This is a genomic window from Staphylococcus taiwanensis, from assembly GCA_020544305.1.
Taxonomy (GTDB): domain Bacteria; phylum Bacillota; class Bacilli; order Staphylococcales; family Staphylococcaceae; genus Staphylococcus; species Staphylococcus taiwanensis.
Window position 1 is genome coordinate 556619 of the sequence record CP058667.1, and the last position, 21779, is coordinate 578397.

13 protein-coding genes are annotated in these 21779 nt (G+C 34.7%); 8 read left to right on the plus strand and 5 right to left on the minus strand.

The genetic code is table 11. From position 1 onward, the window contains the following. Positions 1-105 precede the first annotated feature (105 nt). Complete coding sequence (locus tag HYI43_02540) at positions 106-8580, plus strand: YSIRK-type signal peptide-containing protein (GenBank protein ID UDI77480.1); 8475 nt, start codon at positions 106-108, stop codon at positions 8578-8580. A gap of 177 nt (positions 8581-8757) precedes the next feature. Beyond that, positions 8758-9555 (plus strand): HAD family hydrolase, encoded by a 798-nt coding sequence (locus HYI43_02545; protein UDI77481.1) that lies wholly within the window; start codon positions 8758-8760, stop codon positions 9553-9555. A gap of 68 nt (positions 9556-9623) precedes the next feature. Here the strand turns inward: HYI43_02545 and HYI43_02550 are convergent, their stop codons facing one another. Further along, positions 9624-10616 (minus strand): D-lactate dehydrogenase, encoded by a 993-nt coding sequence (locus HYI43_02550; protein UDI77482.1) that lies wholly within the window; start codon positions 10614-10616, stop codon positions 9624-9626. A gap of 321 nt (positions 10617-10937) precedes the next feature. Between HYI43_02550 and HYI43_02555 the strand changes: the two genes are divergently transcribed. The 3 genes from HYI43_02555 to HYI43_02565 all read left to right on the plus strand — a co-directional run bounded on the left by HYI43_02555 (position 10938) and on the right by HYI43_02565 (position 13865). Further along, positions 10938-11594 carry an NAD(P)H-dependent oxidoreductase gene (locus tag HYI43_02555; GenBank protein ID UDI77483.1) on the plus strand — a complete coding sequence of 219 codons (657 nt, stop codon included), beginning with the start codon at positions 10938-10940 and terminating at the stop codon, positions 11592-11594. Positions 11595-11847: 253 nt separating this feature from the next. After that, the gene (locus HYI43_02560; protein UDI77484.1) at positions 11848-13341 is read left to right on the plus strand and encodes an aldehyde dehydrogenase family protein; all 1494 of its coding nucleotides are present in this window, start codon (positions 11848-11850) and stop codon (positions 13339-13341) included. Positions 13342-13559: 218 nt separating this feature from the next. After that, positions 13560-13865 carry a TM2 domain-containing protein gene (locus HYI43_02565; GenBank protein UDI77485.1) on the plus strand — a complete coding sequence of 102 codons (306 nt, stop codon included), beginning with the start codon at positions 13560-13562 and terminating at the stop codon, positions 13863-13865. Between the two features lie 40 nt (positions 13866-13905). Here the strand turns inward: HYI43_02565 and HYI43_02570 are convergent, their stop codons facing one another. Together HYI43_02570 and HYI43_02575 are read right to left on the minus strand one after the other, a co-directional pair. Next, positions 13906-14712 carry a VOC family protein gene (locus HYI43_02570; protein UDI77486.1) on the minus strand — a complete coding sequence of 269 codons (807 nt, stop codon included), beginning with the start codon at positions 14710-14712 and terminating at the stop codon, positions 13906-13908. A gap of 244 nt (positions 14713-14956) precedes the next feature. Next, positions 14957-15238: an N-acetyltransferase gene (locus HYI43_02575; GenBank protein ID UDI77487.1), complete on the minus strand. Its 282-nt coding sequence runs from the start codon at positions 15236-15238 to the stop codon at positions 14957-14959. A 181-nt stretch (positions 15239-15419) separates the two neighbouring features. Between HYI43_02575 and HYI43_02580 the strand changes: the two genes are divergently transcribed. Further along, positions 15420-16382 carry a zinc ABC transporter substrate-binding protein gene (locus HYI43_02580; GenBank protein ID UDI77488.1) on the plus strand — a complete coding sequence of 321 codons (963 nt, stop codon included), beginning with the start codon at positions 15420-15422 and terminating at the stop codon, positions 16380-16382. A 52-nt stretch (positions 16383-16434) separates the two neighbouring features. Here HYI43_02580 and aldA read toward each other — a convergent pair whose 3' ends face one another. Continuing rightward, complete coding sequence (aldA, locus tag HYI43_02585) at positions 16435-17862, minus strand: aldehyde dehydrogenase (GenBank protein ID UDI77489.1); 1428 nt, start codon at positions 17860-17862, stop codon at positions 16435-16437. 209 nt (positions 17863-18071) lie between these two features. On the opposite strand from aldA, the gene HYI43_02590 reads away from it, so the two are divergent. Continuing rightward, entirely contained in the window at positions 18072-18506 is a 435-nt protein-coding gene (locus HYI43_02590) for a MarR family transcriptional regulator (protein UDI77490.1), read from the plus strand. 166 nt (positions 18507-18672) lie between these two features. Here the strand turns inward: HYI43_02590 and HYI43_02595 are convergent, their stop codons facing one another. Then, the gene (locus tag HYI43_02595; protein ID UDI77491.1) at positions 18673-19734 is read right to left on the minus strand and encodes a hypothetical protein; all 1062 of its coding nucleotides are present in this window, start codon (positions 19732-19734) and stop codon (positions 18673-18675) included. Positions 19735-19961: 227 nt separating this feature from the next. Between HYI43_02595 and HYI43_02600 the strand changes: the two genes are divergently transcribed. Then, on the plus strand, positions 19962-21743 hold the full coding sequence (locus HYI43_02600; protein ID UDI79257.1) for a sodium:proton antiporter: 1782 nt from the start codon (positions 19962-19964) through the stop codon (positions 21741-21743). Positions 21744-21779: the final 36 nt, after the last annotated feature.

Here is a 21779-nt window from a genome sequence, read left to right on the forward strand (position 1 = left end):
ATTTTGTTATAAGTTAATATAAATATTTAGTTGTTAAAAATATAATATGGTGATATTCTTAAATGGTGTCTAATATCTAGTTAAAACATCAAGGAAGTGACAACTGTGAAAGATAAATCAACTAATAAATTAGGACCATTCTTAAATAAGCATAATAATTATTCTATTCGAAAATTCACCGTAGGTACAGCCTCGATTCTTATAGGATCAACCTTGTTTTTCGGTTTAAGTAACGAGGCACTAGCACAAAGTGATAACGGAAATCAGTCATCAGTAGAACAAAAAGCTAATGGACAATCAATCGCCTCCTCCCAAATAAATGAGGAAAATGAAGCGAAGATTGAATCAAGTAATATTAACCAATCTGTTTCTGTTCCAAATGTTCATGAACAAACTACAGAACCTAAAGATACAAAAGTTTCTCAAACTACACCTAGCAATCAATCTTCAAATGATACTAGTGATATACCTACAATAAATAAAAGTAATCCCAAAAATGAAAAACATAATCAAGAAGACAATAAAGATAAGAACTTAGACGAAAATATAAAAGAAAATAAAGAAATGAGTCAATCAGAAGATAAAGCTACTTCTTCAAAAGTTAAGCATTCTGCTTCAAATGATAAAGCTACTCCTTCAAAAGATAAAAAAGATAGTACTAAAGAAGTGGAAGAAAACATTCAATCAATTGATCATTCAAGAGTTAGAGTGGCTAGAGATGTACCTACATACCCAAATGGTGATGTAGAAGTTGATACATCCGAATTACCAGAAGCACCACAAGAATTTATTGATAAATATAATAGTGCCTCTGATAAATTAAAGCTAGTTCGCGAATTATTAACTGATTCATATAATGAAGCGGATGTAACTGAAATACTCAGACGTTTAAATATTGATTTAAATAAAAAAAGTGCACAAGAAGCTTTTAAAGCTGTTATGGCTGCGGGTATCAAATATGCTAATGAACAAACATCTCGTTACACTGTTTATGCTGTAACACCAAGTAGTTCAACTAATATAAATAATCAAAGTGTCAATACAGTCGCAGATTTAAAAAGAGTTACAAACATTGACCCTTCTAGAGGGTTGACTATAAATGGTAGAGGTAACAGTGCTGTAAGACAAACACCAGCTCGATATACAGTTCACGTTAAACCTAATAGACGAAACAATACAATGGACTATACGATTACTTGGCACGTAGACGCTTCAGCAATTGAAAGAGCTCATGGTGCTGATATAGGTGGATTCAAATTTGGTTCGGGTTATAGATTACCAAGTGAAATCCCAGGTACTTTACGTATCACTGGCCCATATGGACATCAATATAGTAGAAATTTAATTCAGGGTGGACGTGCCAATTTCCCACAAGGTTATGCGCCTATAGAGAATTTTAATATTACGCGTAATGAGGTGCAAAATGGGGGCGAAGTAGAGTATAAATTTAAAGTTCCAGTGCGCGATTGGAATGGTGATTTAGGATTTAATGGTTATGTAATGATGTTCGAGAATGGTAGTGAAATACCTAACAATAATATCACTCCAACATCTCATCAAAACTATTTCTATGATGAAACTAAAGTTCAAGGATATAATCCCAATGATCCTCGTTTAATATCTACAGATGATAGCTCTGAAGTTCAAGTCGTACCATTCCAAACTGAATATGTCATTTCAAAAGATTTACCTGTTGGTCAACAAGAAGTTCAAAGAGAAGGTCAAAATGGGAAACGAGGAACATTATATACTAGTGTAAGTTATAATAATCAATTAATAGGCAGATTCGTTAAACAAACCTATGATGTAGCACCAGTGAATAAAATTGTAAAAATAGGTGTAGGTTCAGTTAATGACTCTAATCTCAATGGACCGTTAGCACCAATACTAGAACCTCAATTATCAGGTGATCATGTCATTAGTGGTGAAACAAGTCCGAATGCTGAAGTGACAATTTATGTTTCAGGTAATGAATATCATGTCACTGCTAATGATAGTGGTCATTTTACATATAATTTACCAAGCTATACTTTACGAGAAGGTGACCATATCTCAGCTATTGCTACAGTGAATGGCAAGAAAAGTAATCCAGGGAAAATGATTATTCCAAGAGATGGAAGAACACCAAATCTTAATACAAATGTTCAACGTGGTGAAAATAATAATAAACCAGGAAGCTGGGTAACTGTAACGAATGCAACAACGGGTCAACAAATTAGTCGTTTCTTTGTTCCTGATGGTTTACCTGGTCAAGATGGGCGTTCAATAACTATTACAAATGAATATTTAGATCAAAATACAGGGGATCGTGTTATTCATTTTAGTGATGGTCGAACAATTCGTATTCCAAAAGGACCAAAAGGAGACAAAGGCGATCGTGGAGAGACAGGTGCAACAGGAGCGAGAGGCCCGCAAGGATTGCAAGGTCAACAAGGATTACAAGGTCCTCAAGGATTGCAAGGTCCAACCGGCGCTCAAGGACCAGCTGGTCCACAAGGTCCAGCCGGCCATTCAATTACTATTACTAGTCATACTGTTGATGCAAACGGTAATACAATAATAAGATTTAGTGATAATACAACACTTACAATTCCAAAAGGTCAAAAAGGTGATAAGGGAGACCGTGGCGAAACAGGCGCAAGAGGTCCACAAGGACTTCGAGGTGAGACAGGCGCAACAGGAGCGCAAGGCCCAGCCGGTCATTCAATTACAATTACAAATACTTCTGTTGATTCGAATGGAAATACAGTTGTAAGATTCAGTGATAATACAACACTTACAATTCCAAAAGGCCAAAAAGGTGATAAAGGCGAACGTGGAGAAACAGGTGCAACAGGCGCACAAGGTCCACAAGGACTTCGAGATGAGACAGGTGCAACTGGACCAAAAGGAGACAAAGGTGACCGTGGAGAGACAGGCGCAGCGGGAGCACAAGGTCCAGCCGGTCATTCAATTACAATTACAAATACTTCTGTTGATGCAAATGGCAACACGATTGTGAGATTTAGCGATAATACCTCAATTATAATTCCTAAAGGACTGAAAGGTGATCGAGGAGAAACAGGCGCAACAGGTCCTAGGGGAGACAAAGGTGATCGTGGTGAGACGGGAGCAAGAGGTCCACAAGGATTGCAAGGCCCACAAGGATTGCAAGGCCCACAAGGATACCGTGGAGATACAGGGGCTCCTGGTCCACAAGGTCCACAAGGACAGGCGGGTCAATCTATATCCATTAGACGTATTACTAAAGATCATGATGGAAATACAACAGTTGAATTTAGTGATAATTCTTCAATGATTATTCCAGCTGGAACACGTGGACAAGATGGCACATCAGTTGGTTTACGCTCTATAAATAAAGAAAGTAATGGGGACACAGTTGTCACTTTTACAGATGGAAAAACGATGACAATTCCAAAAGGAGATAAAGGTGACCGTGGTGAAAATGGTGCAGATGGACACTCAATTACTATAACTTCAAATACTGTAGAGCCAAGTGGTGACAGAAAAATTGTCTTTTCAGATAATACTACGCTTATTATTCCAAAAGGAGACAAAGGTGATCGCGGTGAAAATGGTACATCAGTAGGAATTACAAATATAGATACAAATACAAATGGTGACAAAGTGGTTCATTTTACAGATGGAAAAACATTAACAATACCAAAAGGACAAGACGGAACCTCAATAGGTATTAGAACAATTACACCACAAGCTAATGGAGATATCATAGTTACATTTACTGATGATAAAACAATGACGATACCAAAAGGTGAAAAAGGAGACAAAGGTGACCGAGGTGAAGTCGGTGCAAGAGGCGCAGATGGTCGTTCAATAACTATTACTTCTAGTACAGTAGAGTCAAATGGTGATAGAAGAATTGTCTTTTCAGATAATACATCAATAGTTATTCCAAAGGGCGATAAAGGTGATCGTGGTGATAACGGAACGTCAGTAGGAATTACAAGTATAGATACAAATGCAAATGGTGATAAAGTAGTTCATTTTACAGATAATAAAACGATGGTTATACCAAAAGGTCAAGATGGTACATCAATAGGTATTAACACTATTACACCACAAGCCAACGGAGATACTGTTGTTACATTTACTGATGATAAAACAATGACGATACCAAAAGGTCTTAAAGGCGATAAAGGAGACAATGGTACGTCTATTGGAATTACTAATATTGAAACAAGTAGTAATGGCGATAAAATTGTTCACTTTAGTGATGGAAGAACAATGACTGTACCTAAAGGCCAAGATGGCACATCAATTAGCATTCAATCTATCACTCCACAGGAAAACGGAGATACATTAGTCACATTTAGTGATGGTAAGTCGATGACGATACCAAAAGGTACTAAAGGCGATAAAGGTGACCGTGGTGAAGTCGGAGCTAGAGGGGCAGATGGGCACTCAATCTCTATCACATCCAATAATTTAGAGCCAAACGGTGATCGTAAAATTATCTTCTCTGATAATACGTCTGTCGTTATTCCAAAAGGTGATAAAGGAGAAAAAGGCGATAATGGTACATCTGTGAGTATTACAAGTATAGATACAGACTCAGATGGCAATAAGTTAGTACATTTCAATGATGGAAAAACGTTAACAATACCAAAAGGACAAGATGGTACTTCAGTTGGTATTAGAGTAATTACGCCTCAAGATAATGGTGATACAATAGTTACGTTTACTGACGATAAAACAATGACAATACCAAAAGGAGCTAAAGGAGACCGAGGAGAAAATGGACACGATGGTCGTGACGGTACATCAGTAACGATTACCAATACAACAACAGATGGTGATGGAAACAAAGTTATTACCTTTAGTGACGGCAAAACAGTGACAATTCCGAAAGGTGCTAAGGGTGATCGAGGAGACAATGGTCAAAATGGTCAAGATGGTACGTCAATAAGAATTACGAACACAACTACTGACGGCGATGGAAATACCGTTATTACCTTTAGTGATGGAAGAACAGTAACGATACCAAAAGGCGCTAAAGGAGATCGAGGAGACAACGGACAAAATGGCCATGATGGCCAAAACGGTACATCAATCACGATTACAAGTACCACAACAGATAACCAAGGAAATACAGTGGTTAACTTTAGCGATGGACATACAATCACCATTCCAAAAGGAGACCGAGGAGAAAATGGACATGACGGTACATCAGTAAGTATTACAAGAACGGAAGTTGATGAATCAGGTAATACAATTGTCCACTTCAGTGATGGCAAACAAATTAGTATTCCTAAAGGTCAAGATGGTCGTTCTATTGATATACAATCTGTTATTAAAACACCTCAAGGTGATACAGTCGTTACGTTTACAAATGGCAAAACAATCACAATACCAAAAGGAGATAAAGGTGATCATGGAGAAAATGGCCAAGATGGTGCATCTATAAGTATTTTAAGAACAGCCCCTGATGCAAATGGAAATACCGTCATTTACTTTAGTGATGGTAATCAAGTTACCGTACCAAAAGGTCAAGACGGACACTCAATTGGTATTCAAAATATTGAAAAACAACCAAATGGTAATACTGTAGTAACATTTACTGACAATAAGTCAATTACGATTCCTAAAGGAGACAAAGGTGATCATGGAGAAAATGGCCAAGATGGTCAAAATGGTACATCTATAAGTATCACAAGCATAAATACGGATACTGATGGTAACAAAATCGTTCGTTTTAGTGATGGTAAAGAACTTTCAATACCGAAAGGCCAAGATGGTCGTTCTATAGATATACAAACAACAACAAAATTACCAAATGGGGACACAGAAATAACATTTACAAATGGTAAAACAATTGTTATTCCAAAAGGAGATCGAGGAGAAAATGGACATGATGGTCGAGACGGTACATCAGTAACAATTACCAATACAACAACCGACGGTGATGGAAACAAAGTTATTACTTTTAGTGATGGCAAAACAGTGACCATCCCGAAAGGAGCTAAAGGTGACAAAGGTGATAATGGCCAAAATGGTCAAGATGGCAGATCAATCACGATTACAAACACAACTACTGATGGTGATGGGAATACAGTTATTACCTTTAGTGATGGAAGAACAATAACAATACCAAAAGGCGCTAAAGGTGACAAAGGTGATAATGGCCAAAATGGTCACGATGGTCAAAATGGTACATCGATCACGATTACAGGTACTTCAACAGATGATCAAGGAAATACAGTAGTTAACTTTAGCGATGGACATACAATCACGATTCCTAAAGGAGATCGAGGAGAAAATGGACATGACGGAACATCAGTAACGATTACCAATACAACAACCGACGGTGATGGAAACAAAGTTATTACTTTTAGTGATGGCAAAACCGTAACCATTCCTAAAGGAGCTAAAGGAGATCGAGGTGATAACGGTCAAAACGGTCAAGATGGCAGATCAATCACGATTACAAGCACAACTACTGATGGTGATGGGAATACAGTTATTACCTTTAGTGATGGAAGAACGGTAACCATACCAAAAGGCGCTAAAGGAGACAAAGGTGATAATGGCCAAAACGGTCATGATGGAACATCTATAAGTATTATTAATACCGACACTGATGGAGATGGAAATACAGTTATTCACTTTAGCGATGGCAAAACGGTGACAATACCAAAAGGCGCTAAAGGAGACAAAGGTGATAGTGGCACATCAATTACTATTACAAGTACAGAAACAGATGAACATGGTAGTATTATTGTTCATTTTAGTGATGGTCATTCAATTACATTACCAAAAGGTCAAGACGGTCATTCAATTGGAATTCAAACAACTGAGAAAACGCCAAATGGAGATACAGTGGTTACCTTTAGTGACGGTAAATCAATTACAATACCAAAAGGTGAACGTGGCGATAATGGACATGATGGTACATCAGTAACTATAACAACCACTGATACCGATGGAGATGGAAATACAATCATTACCTTTAGTGATGGCAAAACAGTTAAAGTTCCAAAAGGCCAAGACGGTCATTCAATTGAAATACGAGAAATTACACATAATCCAAATGGCGATGCAGTTGTTACATTTAGTGATGGCAAAACAATGATAATACCAAAAGGTGAACGTGGCGAAAATGGTCATGATGGCACATCTGTATCTATAACTGATACGCATGTGGATGATGCTGGAAATACTGTGATTACGTTTAATGATGGTAAACAAATTTCATTACCAAAAGGTCAAGATGGTCACTCGATTGGAATTAGAAATACTGAAAAAACGCCAAACGGAGATACAGAGGTTACATTTACTGACGGCAAATCAATTACAATACCAAAAGGTGACAAAGGCGATCGTGGTGAAAATGGCGCATCTATAACTATTACAAATACTGATATTGATAATGATGGAAATACAATTATTACATTTAGTGATGGCAAAACAGTTAAAGTTCCAAAAGGTCAAGACGGTCATTCAATTGGAATTAGAGGAATTGCGCATAATCCAAATGGAGATATCGTAGTTACATTTACCGATGATAAATCGATTACAATACCAAAAGGAGAAAAAGGAGACCGTGGTGAGAATGGTCATGATGGCGCATCAGTTACAATTACTAGTCAAAGAATTACACCTGAAGGAAATACAGTAATTGAATTTAGTGATGGTCATTCAATTATAATTCCTAAAGGTAAAGATGGTCATTCTGTTACAATCAGAGCAACTCATAAAGATAAAGACGGCAACACAGTAATTGAATTTAGTGATAATAATGTCATTACAGTTGAAAAAGGTCGAGATGGACGTAACGGTCGAGACGGACGTGACGGACATAACGGTTATAATGGACATAACGGTTATAATGGTCACAATGGCTATAATGGTCACAATGGCTATAATGGTCACAATGGCTATAATGGTCACAACGGCTATAATGGCCACAATGGCCACAATGGCTATAATGGTCATGATGGTATTAAAGATCGTTCAGTTACAATTAGGGGAATTCACAAAGATCATCAGGGTAATACTGTTATTACTTTTAGTGACAATAACAAAATTGTAATTGAACGTGAGAAAACAAGTCAGCCTAAAGTGAATCATGAAAATCAAAATATTGTAAATAATTATTATATAGATAATAGTAGAAATACAATCATTCTATTAGCTGACGGTAGACAAATTACTGTTCCAGGCAGAAATGGTCGTCCAGCTATAATTAACTATTACTATCTTGATGAAGAAGGAAATATTCACATTGAATTAACTAATCATCCAAAGATAGTTATTCCAAGAAAGCCAATTCAAGTGACGCAAATAATGCGTTATGATTTTGGTGATGAAATTAGCGAAGTGATAGAAGATTATGATTATAATAGCTATAAACATCATCATCCTTATGTTGGAAAATATATTTCTCATCATGGACATGGTTATACAATGACTGACGCAATGCATCAATACAGAAAAGTAGTAGCTCAGAAATATGCGTTGCCTTCTACTGGACAATCAGATTCATTATCTTTAGATTATCTAATGCTATTACTTGGTAGTATATTAATACTTGGTGGATATCGTTTAAGAACAAATAAATAAATTTAAATAATATTTATATGAAGTCTTTCCTTTCCTAAGGAGAGGCTTCATTTTTTAAAATTGAAAGTAATTTCAAAAGGTGAATTTTGTTTCATCATTATTCTTGAAACTTCAATGGATAAATTTAGATAGTTATAATAAAGATAAATATTATGAAGAAACAAAGGGGGAACCTTTATGGTTAAAGCTATTGCTGTGGATATGGATGGTACGTTTTTAGATTCTAATAAGCATTATGATAAAGACCGTTTTGAGAAAATCTTTAAAGCATTGAAAGAACGGAATATAGAATTTATCGCTGCGAGTGGTAATCAATTTGCGAAATTGAAATCAATCTTTGGAGAACGTGATATGTTCTTTATTTCTGAAAATGGGGCAGTTATTTATAAAGGGGAAGCATTATACAATTATCGTAGTTTTGATAAGGATATTTATACTGAAGTAGTAAACTATTTAAATCAAGATAGAAAACTTGATGAATTTATCGTATGTGGTTTGAAAAGTGCGTATATTCTTAAAGAAACAAGTGATGCATTTAAAAAGGATGCACATTTTTATTACCATCAATTAGAAGAGATTGATTCTTTTCAACCTTTACCGGATGATGATTATGTTAAAATTGCGCTTAATATCAATAGAGAGACACATTCAACGCTTGATACGGATTTAGAGGAGAAGTTCTCAGATTCAATCAAACTAGTATCGAGTGGCCACGATAGTATTGATATCATTATGCCAAATATGACAAAAGGTCAAGCACTTCAAAGATTATTAGAAGAATGGCACATGTCACCATCAGAATTAATGGCTTTTGGAGATGCAAATAATGACAAAGATATGTTAGCATTTGCAGAACACAGTTATGTAATGGCTAATAGTCATGATCCGTCTTTATTTGACGTTGCTAAAGCAGTCGCACCGAGTAATGATGAGCAAGGTGTACTTCAAATCATTGAACAAGAAGTCTTAAAATAAATAGAACATAAAAAAGGTGAGTCCCCAACGATTGAGGATTCACCTTTCGTATATTTATAAATAATATCTTAGTTTAATTGAGTTTCACATTTACCTGTATTAATTACAGATAACGCAGCATTTAATCCGCCTTCAACTAAGTTTCTTACAGCTTCGTCTGAGAAGAATGCAATATGTGGTGTAACTAAAATATTTGGATTTTCGATTAATTCTAATAAAGTTTCATCTTCTACTTTTTTATCTGTCCAATCATATGTGAAGTATGGTGCTTCATTTTCGTACGTATCGATTGCAGCGCCATATAAAGTACCATTGTTCACTGCTTTAATTAATTCAGGTGTGTCGATAACGGCACCACGAGCAGCATTCACTAATACAGCACCTTTTTTCACTTTAGAGAACATTTCTGCATCAAATAAGTGGAAACTTTCTTTATTAGCTGGTACATGTAATGAAATGATGTCAGCATCAGCAATTGCTTCTTCAACAGAATCTTTATATTCTAAGAAGTCTAAAGCATTGTTTGGATATGCATCATAACCAACTACTTTAGCACCGAAACCAGAGTAAATTTTACCAGTTGCAGCACCAATACGACCAGTACCGATAATAGCTACAGTCATGTTTTTAACAGGGGTAGACATGATAGGTGCAGCCCATTTGAAATTATGTTCTTGAACACGTTGTTCAATTGCAGGGAATCTACGAACTAATTGTAAAGCAATTGATACTGAGTATTCAGCAATTGTTTCAGGAGAATAGCTCGGTACATTTGAAATGATGATGCCATGTTTTTTAGCAAGATCTAAATCATACATATCGAAACCAGCTGTACGTTGTGCAATTTGTTTAATGCCAAATTCTTCAAGTTTAGGATAAACAGAATCTGCTAATTTACCAAATTGCATTGTTGTAACACCATCGAAACCTTTAGCTAATTCAACTGTATCTTCACTTAAAATTTCTTCAGTTGTAACAACTTCTACGTTGTTAGCTTTACCCCAATTTAAAGCGTCATTTTTCTCGTAATCACGAGTTCCGTAAAACATAATTCTTGTCATTATAATAACCTCATTTCAATTTATAAAGATTGATAATTTTAATAATTAAGTAGTTTGCTGAAGTTGTCTATAGAAATGCGTCTTTATAATTAGAAAATGATTTGAAACATCTCTATTACTTAACTTACAGATATATTATATTGTGAATTTATTCACAAATCAATAGGTAATATGAAATTTATTTTTAAAATGTTAAAAATTTCACATAAAATTGGTGCTTTTAGCGAATTTTCATGAAAATTAACTAATAAGCGTATAACTTTAGGCTAATTGATTACTCATATATAATCAAATTAGTAACTACTAAGGAGGAATTATTTCATGAATGAGATGCAAGAGACAATTATAAAAGCGTTTAATTTTAGACATGCGACGAAAGTATTTGATACTACTAAACATGTTAGTGATTCAGAATTCCAAACGATATTAGAAACGGGACGTTTATCACCAAGTTCATTGGGATTAGAACCTTGGCGTTTTGCTATTATTGAGGATGAAGAAATAAAAGAGAGACTTAAACCTTATAGTTGGGGTGCACAAAAGCAACTAAGCACAGCAAGCCGTTTTGTGATTATTCTTGCACGTAAAAATGTCACTGCTGATTCAGAATACGTACAACATATGATTCGAGGTATAAAAAAATATGAAGAAAGTACGATTCCTGCAGTTGAAGATAAATATAATAATTTCCAAACAAACTTCCATATTAATGATAATGAACGAACATTATTGGACTGGGCAAGTAAACAAACCTACATTGCATTAGCTAACATGATGACGTCTGCAGCATTATTAGGTATTGATTCATGTCCTATGGAAGGATTTGATTTAGATAAAGTCACTGAAATCTTAGAAGAAGAAAGCATTGTTGATACTGAACATTTCGCACCTTCAGTAATGGTTGCTTTTGGTTATCGTAAGGAGGAACCGAAAGAGAAAGTTCGCCAACCAGCCGATGATGTTTATGCATGGTATTAATTCAATGTTTTACAAGGGAGCTTAACGGCTCTCTTTTTTTATGATGATAGTTCTTTTAATAGATTCGTTAAGCAATCTTGATCGTGTTTAAATCATGGTACATTTGGAAAATTAAATACAAGCAAGATAGTGTATTTATAAATCTAAATAGGGTAGAATGACAATAGCATTAAGCAAGCGCTTACATTTAATTATGAACATAAATATGATGCGCACATAGTTTTTCATAAATTGATATAAAGGGTGATGAACAATGGCAAAAGTAAACGTTAGAGATTTTATTGAGGAACAATACGGTTTATTCATCAACGGTGAATTTCAAGCAAGTGAAAGTGGAGACACATTAACTGTAACTAACCCAGCAAATGGTGAAGATTTAGCTAAAGTAGCCAAAGCAAGTAAATCTGATGTTGATAAAGCAGTACAAGCTGCACAAGAGGCTTTTGACAGTTGGAGTAAGACATCTAAAGAAGAACGTGCGGATTATTTATTAGAAATTAGTCGTCGTATCCATGAGAAAGTGGAACACTTCGCGACGATTGAATCATTACAAAATGGTAAACCATATCGAGAAACATCTACAATTGATGTGCCATTAACAGCAAATCAATTTAAATATTTCGCTAGTGTATTAACAACAGACGAAGGTTCAGTCAATGAAATTGATGAAAATACAATGAGTTTAGTTGTTAATGAACCAGTCGGTGTTGTCGGTGCTGTAGTAGCATGGAACTTCCCAATCCTATTAGCATCTTGGAAATTAGCACCAGCATTAGCTGCAGGTAATACAGTAGTTATTCAACCATCATCTTCTACACCATTATCATTAATCGAACTTGCGAAGATTTTCCAAGACGTATTACCAAAAGGTGTCGTCAATGTATTAACTGGTAAAGGTTCTGAATCTGGTGATGCAATCTTCAATCACGAAGGTGTCAATAAATTATCATTCACAGGATCAACAGACGTTGGTTATGGCGTTGCAAAAGCAGGTGCTGAACGTATCGTACCAACGACATTAGAACTTGGTGGTAAAAGTGCGAATATTATCTTTGACGATGCAAACCTAGACCAAGTTATTGAAGGTGCGCAATTAGGTATCTTATTCAACCAAGGTGAAGTATGTAGTGCAGGTTCACGTTTATTAGTACAATCTTCAATTTACGATAAAGTAATGCCTAAATTAAAAGAAGCTTTTGAAAATATTAAAGTCGGTGACCCATTTGACGAAGACGTTAAAATGAGTGCACAAACAGGTCCAGAACAACTTGAAAAAATTGAAAGCTACGTAAAAATTGCAGAACAAGATAGCAGTGCGAACATCTTAACAGGTGGACATCGTTTAACAGATAACGGCCGTGACAAAGGTTACTTCTTCGAACCTACTATTGTTGAAATTAAAGATAATAGTCACCAATTAGCTCAAGAAGAAATCTTCGGACCAGTCGTTGTCGTTGAAAAATTTGAAGATGAAGCTGAAGCAATCAAAATTGCGAATGACTCAGAATACGGCTTAGCTGGTGGTATCTTTACTACTAATATCAACCGTGCATTAAATGTTGCTAAAGCAATGAGAACTGGACGTATTTGGATTAACACTTACAACCAATTCCCAGCTGGTGCACCATTTGGCGGATATAAAAAATCTGGTATCGGTCGTGAAATTTATAAAGATGCGATTAAAAACTATCAACAAGTTAAAAATATCTTTATCGATACAAGCAATGAAACTAAAGGATTATATTAATAGAGTTAGATATATTGTTGGCAGGGCGTTTCAAACGTCCTGCTTTTTTCTTTATAAAATTGTAAACTCTGTTCTTTTATATAAAATATTAATATTATTGTAGTTATTTTAATATAGATTTATGACGACTATTTATAAAGATAAAATATGTATTTTATAACTTGTTTGTTTAATTTAGAGTGGTAAACTATTTTCAAATTTATTAGTGAGGTATAATTATGAATTTAGAAGAAAAAGCTTATGTCGAACAACAAGTTGTAAATCAATCTAGAAAAACAAATATTGCATATTTATTTTGGTTCTTTTTGGGAGGTTTTGGTGCTCATCGATTTTATATGGGTAAAACAGGATCTGCAATTGCTTTATTATTAGTCTCATTAATTACAGTTTGGTTTACATTGGGTATTCCAACATTTATTTGGGTAGTGATTGATGCATTTTTAATACCTGGATGGATTAGAGAGGATCAAGAAAGAATACGTCAACAAGTAACTACAGAAGTAAACTTTATGCGTGGAAAATAAATAAACAGGGTAGCCGTTGAGGGCTACCCTGTTTTTGTGATTATCCTGGAACTACGCTTGTATCACTATGAATCGTAATGTCAAAGCCTTCAGGTGATGTGATATTTTCTTCTTTAGCGTTTGGTTTATATATATCAAAGTGAACTAAGCCATAAGTGTTCTCATTATCTGTTCTAACTTGATTTGATTGCCACACATTTGTCGCAATATGGTGATGGTATTTCTGAGTTGACATGAACAATGCTTGAGGGAAATTAGAAATATGTTCTAATCCAATTTGGTCAATATAGAAATTACGGGCTTGACCGATATCATTTGTTTTAAGATGTAAATGTCCGATTTTACCATCAGCTGGCCATCCTGACCAACCGTCTTCAGTTCGTTGTGCGATTAAATCATCTGCATCTACAGCTAAAGTGTCCATTTTGACGAAATTACCATCCCATTGCCATTCTTCAGAAGGACGGTCTTGATATACTTCGATACCATTACCTTCAGGATCATTAAAGTATAAAGCTTCACTTACTAAATGGTCACCGCCTCCAACTGGCACATTCAAGCGACTTGCATGAAATAAGAAGTTCGCTAAATCAGTGCGTGTAGGTAGTAGATATGCAATGTGGAATAAGCCTGCTTCGCGGAAACCAGGATGACGTCCATCTTTTAAATAACGTAATGTTAATGTGTGACCATGCGCGCCCACATTAAAGATGACTTGATGATCATTTTGTTCTTTAATTGAAAATCCAAGAATGTTTGTATAGAAATTTGTCATTTTAGTTAAATCTTCGACATTTAGAGTAATATTAGTAACTTGAGTTGCTTCAGTTGTATGAAATGAATTCATGTATATACGTGCCTCCTAAGATGAGATACTCATCATTATCTATTATTTATATTAAGTATAATAAATATACTACTTATTTTGCTAATTAGCAAGATAGTTGTTTGTGATTGATAAAAGCACTAAAAAAGCTTTTAGACTTAATCAATAAGACTAACATAAAAGTCCTATTGTAAATCTAAAAGCTATATTAATTGTTACATATGCTAATTTCTAAATAAACTTAAATTAATTGTTATTAAAAAGATTAACCTAAATAGACATCTTGATAGTCATCATTTTTTTCTAAAACATCTTTTGCGAACGGGCAAGATGCGATAATTTTTAAATTATTTTCACGCGCATGGTTAACAACAGCTTCAACTAATTTTTTACCTAAGCCTTGACCACCTAACTCATCTGCGACACCTGTGTGATCAATATCAATTTCATTATTGTCGACTTGTTTAAAAGTAATCACTGCTTGTGCATTATTTTCATCTTCACCAACATAAAATTTGTTTGTACCTTGTTTAATTTCTTCAGCCATTTAACGTCACTCCTCTAATAATGTCATAGTAGTATATTTCACTTTTTAAGACATTTAAAACATTCTATAAATTATATTTAGTATGCAATTATTATAGAAATGATATAATCATGAATATTGATTTTTTGCATTATTAAAGATATAGTTGAGAACGAAATAATTACGCTTTGGAGGGTTCTGTGTGAAACGAATTGGGTTAGTCATATTAGTCATGGTCTTGAGTATTACACTGTCAGCATGTAGCACAGAACAGTATACACATAAGCAAAAAGAACATGTCTCGACCAAAAATAAGATTAATATTTATACAACTGTATTTGCATTTAAAAGCTTTACTCAACAAATAGGCGGTAAATATGTGAATGTTGATACTATTTATCCTCCAGGAGCTGATATGCATACATATGAACCAACGCAAAGAGATATGATTAATATTGCGAAAAGCGATTTGTTTATTTATTCAAGTGACGATTTAGACCCTGTCGCTAAAAAAATCACACAATCAATGAATAATAATAATATGAAATTAGCAGTAGCTAGCGGATTAAATCATAAAGATTTGTTGAAAGAAGATGACGACCATGATGAACACGAGCATGAACATCATGAGGAAGAAGGTAGTCATGACCCACACGTATGGCTAGACCCTGTATTAGATAAACAATTTGCGTTAAAAATAAAAAATGATCTCATTAAAAGAGACCCCAAACACAAAATATATTATGAACATAATTATAAAAAGTTAAATAAAGATTTAAGCACTATAGACCAAGAATTGAAACATATTACTAAGCATCCGAAAAGAGATAAAGTGATTATTTCACATGATTCATTAGGCTATTTAGCACAACGTTATCACTTTAAACAAGAAGGTGTCAGTGGTATGAATAACGAAGAGCCAAGTCAAAAAGATATTCTGGCACTTATTAAACAAATTAACCAAACACATCAACCATATATTTTATATGAACAAAATATCACTTCTAAGATTACAAACGTGATTCGTGATGAAACTAAAGCAGAACCTGTTAGCTTCAACAACTTATCGGTATTGTCTAAATCACAAGCTAATGATGATTCATTAACATTCCAATCTATTATGAAGAAAAATGTTAAAGCATTAGACAAAGCGTTGAATCAATAACTAATAAAATCCCCAATTCCTTTCAATAGGAATTGGGGGTTTTTAGTGACGATTATTCATATCTAATATAGCTTACCGTCGTATTATAATATTCTTCTAAACCATGGATACCGTCTGCACCACCAAGTCCAGATTCTCTCCAACCTGCATGATAGCCGTTCACCACTTCTTCAGCTTCACAGTTAGCGTAAACTTCACCGAACTTCAAGCGTTCTGTTGCATCCATCACTTCTTTTAAATTCTCTGAAAAGATATAAGAAGATAAACCAGCATTTGTGTCATTTGCTGCTTCAATAGCTTCATCGAAATCACGATAAGTTGTAATTGCTAATACAGGGCCAAAGATTTCTTCTTTAAAGGCACTATCGTCTTTTTTAACATGATCTAAAATCGTAGGCTCATAGAAGAAACCATCACGGTCTAATTTATGACCACCTAAGACTAAGTCAGCACCATTTTTAATCGCTTCTTGAACTTTGTCATCAATACTGTCTAATTGAGTTTGATTGATGATGGCACCATAATCCGTTTTTTCATCAAATGGATCACCAACGTGTAACGCACTCATACGTTGTTTCGCTTTATTTAAAAATTCATTATGCACATCTTCATGAACAAAGATTCGTTCTGGACAAGTGCAGACTTGGCCAGCATTATTAATACGAGCTGTTACAATATAATCCACTGCTTTATCTACATTCGCATGTGGTGTCACTAAGACAGGTGCGTTGCCTCCTAATTCAAGGTTAACTTTTTTTACAGTATCCGCAGCATTCTTATAAACCGCTTTACCGGCACGCATACTTCCTGTTAAAGATACGAGTTGAATATCTTTGTGTGTGACTAATTGTGTGCCAACTGTTTCGCCAGTACCTGGCACAATTTGAACTAAACCAGCTGGAATCGTTGAAGCACGGAATAGTTCAGCTAATTTTAATGTTAATAGAGTTGTTTCTTCACTTGGTTTAATGACAACTGAACAGCCTGTTACCAACGCTGGAATCACTTTACGCATTAAGACCATAATTGGTGCATTCCAAGGCACGATGCCCGCAGTTACACCAATTGGTTTTTTCGTTAATTGAATCGTTTCGTTGGCTACACTATTTTGTAGAACTTCACCTTTATTATGCATACTTAGACTTGTCATATAGTCGATAAATTGCACAGCTTTGTCGATTTCACCTTCAGCTTGTGCTAACGTTTTACCTTGTTCTTTAACATACAATTGAGCTAGTTCGTCTTTATTTTTCTCCAATAAAGGGATTAATAATTTTACATGCTCTGCACGTGTAGGCGCAGGTACTTGTTCCCATTCAAGTTGTGCATGTTTAGATTTTTCGATTGCCTCGTTAACTTCATCCTCTGTTGCGAAAGTAATAGTATCAAATGTTTCACCAGTGGCTGGATTGATAACGTCCATTGTGTCATTGGATTTACTTTCTACGAATTCATTGTTAATAAATAATTGATTGGTCATATGAGACACCTCCAAGATATGTATTCCCTTAACCTAATTGATGTATGCTTATTTTTAATTTTTAGGAAAAGTTAAATCAAAGAAAAAAGCATCTCACAAAATGGTAAAAACATAGTAAAATACTACTAACAAACTAAAGTTTTGACTTTAAAATTAAAGGTCTATACCATTTGTTTCGAAATCGAAATAAATGAAGAGGAGGTGGAAAAATGGATAGAACGACACATTCATTAAAAGCATTTGTTGGTTTAAATCGATCCCTAGATACTTTAGAAAAGATAGTACAACAAGATGTGAAAAATTATGGACTCAATGTCACTGAGTTTGCAGTGTTAGAACTACTTTATAGTAAAGGTCCACAACCTATACAACGTATTAGGGATAGGGTACTTATTGCGAGTAGCAGTATTTCATATGTTGTGAGTCAATTAGAGGAAAAAGGGTGGATTATTCGAGCTAAAGATCCAAGTGATAAGCGTGTATTTAATGCCACATTAACTGACAAAGGACAAGCATTTATGGCAGAGATATTTCCACAACACGCTGCAACATTAGAACAAGCTTTCTCAGTATTAACAGACGAAGAACTCACTACAATTCAACAAGCGTTCAAAAAATTAAGTGCACAGTCCACAGAAGTGTAAACTGGTGCACTTTTATTTATCACTGAAATTACATCGAAATCGAAATAAAATAGTGACAACGGTTATTTGGAAATGTATATAAAAAGAAACTTGAGGTCATTTATCTCATAACTTCAAGTTCCATTACGATGAATTGTTTTTTTATAATAAATACAAATCGAGTGTATTATTTAAGTGAAGTAATATGCTTAAAGCCTTGATATAAAATTGGGATAAGGAGTATGAATCCAAATAATCCCATAATTGGGAAGACTTTTCCGATTAAAGAAATGAAACCAATAAATGTACATATAAATGTAATTAAAGCCATCACGACAATGAGTATAAAGTAACCTTTGGAAAAGGGCGCTGTAAATCGTGATGCGAAGGCATACATTAAACCAACAATCGTATTATAAATTACTAGAATCATAATTATCGACATCATCGTGCCTAATATGGGTGAAATTTGATGAGCCAATAATAATGTAGGTAACGCCACAGATTTAATATGATTGAACTCCGTTACTAAGCCTAAATTAATCATTAATAATAAAAAGGTAATAATGATACCGCCTAATAAACCGCCCCACAACGCTGACTGACGCTGCTTCAAACGACCGCCCATAACACTTAAAAAGCTAAAAGCAGCTGCAATTTGTAAACTAGCATAATTTAAACCGTCAAACCACCATCCTAAAGATAGCGTATGACGAAGTTCAGCAAAATGATTGGCAGCCGAAAAATTCAAATCTCCAACTGAAAAATAATAAATAGCAATAATCGTAACTACAATAACTAAAAAAGGTGTAACCATCCCTAATACAGTAATTAAACGATCAAACTTTAAAAATAAAGTGACTAAGATTAAAAGAACGAGTAGTAATGAACTTAACCAATATGGTAGACCGAAACTTTCTCGAATGGTAGAAGCACCACCAGCTGTCATAATGATCGCTAATGAAAATAGAAAAATAGTCAAAATAATATCAAAGATACGTGCGATAATTGGATGTAAATAATAATGAATTGACTCAGAATGATTATGAGACTTTAAAGTAAAGCCTGTATTTAAAACAAATATCCCACCTAATGTGACAATGGTTCCAGTTATTATAATACCAGGAACACTGTAACTTCCATTACTAGTGAAAAATTGGAAAATTTCTTGTCCAGTCGCAAAGCCAGCACCCACTACAACACCGACGAACGCGAACGCAACCATAATGGCTTCCTTAAAAAGACGCACGATAAAAAACCCTTTCAATTAATAAATATCTTTATGTAAAACGCAATTATCTATTTTAGACGAAACTAGACCAGAAATAAATAGGAAAGTTTACTCGAAGTGAACATTGTGTGTCCGAAGTGGTCATTAACAGAATGATTAAAGAATAGTAATGCAGACTTAAACAAAGTTTGATAGTATTACACAGTATTATAAAAAACTTGAAATTAGTTGAGGAAGGTGTAGGTATGTCTATAGATTTACCTGTCATGTTAATCATTGTCCTGTTTTTAGCATTAGGCATATTCAGTCAATGGTTAGCGACACAAATTAAATGGCCATCGATTGTCGTCATGTCAATTGTTGGTTTATTAATAGGGCCCATACTTGGATTGGTCAATCCACAAGATACATTAGGTTCGGAAGTATTTAGTCCTATCGTTTCATTAGCTGTGGCAGTTATTCTTTTTGAAGGTAGCAGTAACTTAGATTTTCGTGAATTAAAAGGGATATCTAAAGCAGTGATTCGTATTATTACTATAGGCGCAGCTATCGCATGGGTACTAGGTGCCATTGCATTACATAAGATTTTAGATTTTCCAATAGCAGTGTCAATTGTGATGGGTGGTCTCTTCTTAATTACAGGACCAACGGTAATTCAACCACTCTTGAAACAAGCGAAAGTGCGGAAGAGCGTGGATTCGATTCTTCGTTGGGAAAGTATTATTTTAGACCCAATTGGACCCATTCTTGCATTAACCGCATTTTATATTTATCAAATTATTGAACAGGGTATCGGTTTCGAAGTCATCCTACTCTTTATTTTGAAAATCATCGCAACAGCCGTTATCGGATTTGGGGCATCATTCATTTTCAACGGTTTGATTCAACGCGACTTTATCCCGCAAAATTTAATGCCATCGATTCAATTAGTCTTTATCTTGTTGGTATTTAGTATTTGTGACCAAATATTACAAGAATCTGGATTATTAGCTGTAACTATTTTCGGCTTAATGATGGCGCGCTATAAACGTCATGATTTAATTTATAAAGAATCTGATCATTTCATTGAAAATGCATCATCCATTCTTGTTTCTACCGTGTTCATTTTAATTACGTCATCATTGACGTCATCTGTATTGATGGATGTCTTATCATGGCAATTAGTAATCTTTGCCATCGCAATGATCGTATTGGTACGTCCAATTTCTGTTTTATTATCAACAATAGGTACAGAAATTACGAAAAGAGAACGTGCTATCGTGGCAATGATGGCACCAAGAGGTATTGTTGTTCTAACAGTAGCCCAATTTTTCGGAGGATTATTCTTAGATGACCACGTTAAAATGGCAAGTTACATCACACCCGTTACTTTCGGCCTAGTATTTATTACTGTAGTTATTTATGGCTTTAGCTTTACACCGTTGAGTAAGTTATTTGGCATAGCAAGTACCGAACCACCAGGTGTGATTATTGTAGGAGAAAGTGAATTCTCATTTCATTTAGGAACGAAATTACGCGAACATGATATTCCAATTATGGTGTTTAATTTATTTGAGAATACATCGGATAAAGCAGAAGAACTTGGCTTTGAAGTATTTAAAGGTAATTTATTATCAAGCAGTGATCGTATTTACGCAGATTTAATACGCTATAATAAATGTCTCTTAATGACCAAATCATTTATATTTAATAGTTTAGCCTTTAATGAATTAGTACCAGAATTTGGTTTGAACAATGTCAGTATGATGCCAGTGTCATTCACAGATGACCAAGCACGTAATAACTTAAATGGCCCATTACGTAACCATATTTTATTTGATGAAAATCATAGCCCAAGATGGTTCGACAATACTATCGCAAATAAAAATATTATTGAAATTTCAGCTGAAGAATACGATAACATTACCGATAATGACATGATTATTTATCATGTTGATGATAGTAATGTCGTGTCATTTAATAAAAGTACTAAACCTATACCACAATATGAACATGGCGTATACGGCATCTTAAAAGATGTGTATTAAATGACATTACTTTGTTAGAAGGCATTCATTAATGAC